Raw genomic sequence first — 2,817 nt, 5'->3', positions numbered from 1 at the left:
CGCCGATCGCGGCGCGGACCTGGTCGCCCTGCCGGAACTGTTCACCGTGGGCTACTTCGCGTTCGACCTTTACGCGCGCACCGCCGAACCGTTCGCGGGCGAGACGTTCACCCGGCTTCGAGAGGCGGCCGCCGACCACGACATCGCCGTCCTCGCGGGCAGCATCGTCGAGGATCTGTCGGCGACCGACAGCGTCGACACGCCGGCCGACGAGGGACTGGCGAACACCGCCGCGCTGTTCGACGCCGACGGCGACCGACAACTCGTCTACCGAAAGCACCACCTCTTCGGCTACGAATCCGCGGAGTCCGAACTGCTCGTCCCCGGCGAACGCCTCGAGACGGCGACGATCGGCGACTTCACCGTCGGCGTGACGACCTGCTACGATCTGCGGTTCCCGGAACTCTACCGGCGACTGGTCGACGACGGCGTCGAAGTGGTGCTCGTCCCGAGCGCGTGGCCCTACCCTCGTATCGAACACTGGAAGACCCTCTCGCGGGCCCGCGCGATCGAGAATCAGGCCTACGTCGCGACGATCAACGGCGCCGGCGAGTTCGACGACGCCACGCTGTTAGGCCGCTCGAGCGTCTACGATCCCTGGGGCGTCTCGCTGGCCTCGAGCGGCGACGAGCCGGCGCTGGTCATCACGGAGATCGACCCCGAAACGGTCGGTGCGGTCCGCGCGGAGTTCCCGGCGCTACGGGATCGGCGGCTGTGATTGCTGTGTACTCGGCAGCTGTGACTGCTGCGTGATCAGCAGTTGTGACCGCCGGAGGACTCGCAGTTGTGACCGCTTCGACATCACGGACACCGACCGCTGACTTTTTATTTTACCAGGTCATTCATTTGGATGCCGGCACAGGCGCTTTTCACGTCTACCCGGCATAGCGCGTCGCTCCGGCCCGTCGCACGCTCGGTTTCCCGCGGGAACCGAGCGACCACGTCCGCATCCGCCTCGTCCCACCTTTCGCCTCCCCACCTTTCATCTCAGTTCCGTGTCCGTTCGCTCGAGGAAGAGTCAGTTCATCGACGTGACTCCGTCAGCAGAACCTGAATACAGCGTACAGTTTACGGAGAGGGACTGTTGTCCGACCATTTGAAGCGACCACTCACCCCATCTGTGAATGGAGCAGTGGGCTCTGATGGGGATTGGGTGAGACAACGCGTCCTGCTCTCGTGGTACCAGGGAATCGCCACGCCCTCCTCAGCCGAGTTCTACTCACGGGTCACTTCGTTCCTCGTTCATCTCGCGGGTCTCGCTCCCGACGGTCGCTCACGGCTCGCTCCGCTCACCGTTCGCATTCCCGCGGTTCTCGCTCACTGTGTTCGCTCCGAACCGCGCATCTCCGAACCGCGCATCGTTCAGATGGTTCGCGAGAACGGATGTCTCGCACGAGTCCCGCCTCGCCGACAGCACGCGCCACCGCAACGGCGGTTCGTCAGTACGGCGCGCCGAAATCCTCAGTACGGCGTGAGACGAATGCTTCCTTCCGTTTCGCGTGACGTATCGACTCCACTTTCACTTCGGTCACGGAACCCCTTTAGGGTCGGCTCGCCAACGACTGGCCAATGACGCGGGTTATCCATACGGGCGATACCCATATCGGGTATCAGCAGTACAATTCGCCCGACCGACGACAGGACTTCCTCGAGGCCTTTCGGACCGTCGTCGAGGACGCGGTCGACGACGACGTCGACGCGGTGATCCACGCCGGCGACCTCTTTCACGACCGCCGGCCGTCGCTGGTCGACCTGCAGGGAACCGTCGAAATCCTCCGGACGCTCGCCGACGCCGACATCCCCTTTCTCGCGGTTGTAGGCAACCACGAGTCGAAACGCGACGCCCAGTGGCTCGATCTCTTCGCGGATCTCGGACTGGCGACCCGACTCGGTGCCGAGCCGGTCGTCGTCGACGACGTCGCCGTCTACGGACTCGACTTCGTCCCCCGCTCGCGCCGGGAGGACCTCACCTATGACTTCGACTCGCTGCCGGACGAAGCGGACCACGCGAGCCTGGTGGGCCACGGTCTCTTCGAACCCTTCGCGCACGCCGACTGGGACACCGAAACCGTCCTCGAGGAGTCGACGGTCGACTTCGACGCCGTCCTGCTGGGGGACAACCACAAACCGGACACCGCGGAGGTCCTGAACTCCTGGGTCACCTACTGCGGCTCGACCGAGCGCGCCAGCGCCAGCGAGCGCGAAGATCGGGGCTACAACATCGTCAACTTCGAGACTGACGGGACCGTCGCGATCAGCCGCCGCGGCCTCGCGTCGACCCGCGAGTTCGTCTTCGTCGACGTCGAACTCGAGGCGGGGGAGGGAATCGACCGCGTGCAGGAACGCGTCCGCCAGCACGACCTCGCGGACGCGGTCGTCATCGTCACCGTCGAGGGCGAGGGCCGACCGATCGCCCCGGCGGCCATCGAGGAACTCGCGATCGATCGCGGAGCGCTCGTCGCCCGCGTGAACGACCGACGGGAGCTCCCCGACGAGGACGACGAGGTCTCGGTAAGCTTCGCCAACCCGGACGAGGCCGTTCGCGAGCGGGTGCGCGAGATGGGGCTCAGCAACGCCGCCCTCGAGATCGACGAGAGCGTCCGAAACGGTGATCTCGCCGACTCGAACGTCCGCGAGTCCGTCGAACGACGGGTTCGCGAGTTGCTCGAAGACGACGAGTCGGCGTTCGAACCGGCGCCGGAGCGCGAACCGGGCGACGAGGACGTGACGACGGTCGCCGATCAGCTCGTCGACGAGAGCGATTCGGCGGCCGACTCGGTCGATGCCGAGGCGGTCGAAGCGACCGAGGCGGCCGAA

The 2,817-nt window shown here is 65.9% G+C and carries 2 protein-coding genes; both read left to right on the top strand.

Annotated features, from left to right (window positions below; genetic code table 11):
- On the top strand, positions 1-718 hold a 718-nt coding region (locus tag PGX04_RS30435), incomplete at its 5' end, for a nitrilase-related carbon-nitrogen hydrolase (RefSeq protein ID WP_273741902.1).
- 851 nt (positions 719-1,569) lie between these two features.
- A partial coding sequence (gene mre11, locus PGX04_RS30430; protein ID WP_273741901.1) for a DNA double-strand break repair protein Mre11 occupies positions 1,570-2,817 on the top strand: 1,248 nt, incomplete at its 3' end.

It is taken from the genome of Natrinema soli (assembly GCF_028618695.1).
Note: the sequence above shows the minus strand (reverse complement) of the source record. Positions and strands in the feature narration are given on the sequence as shown.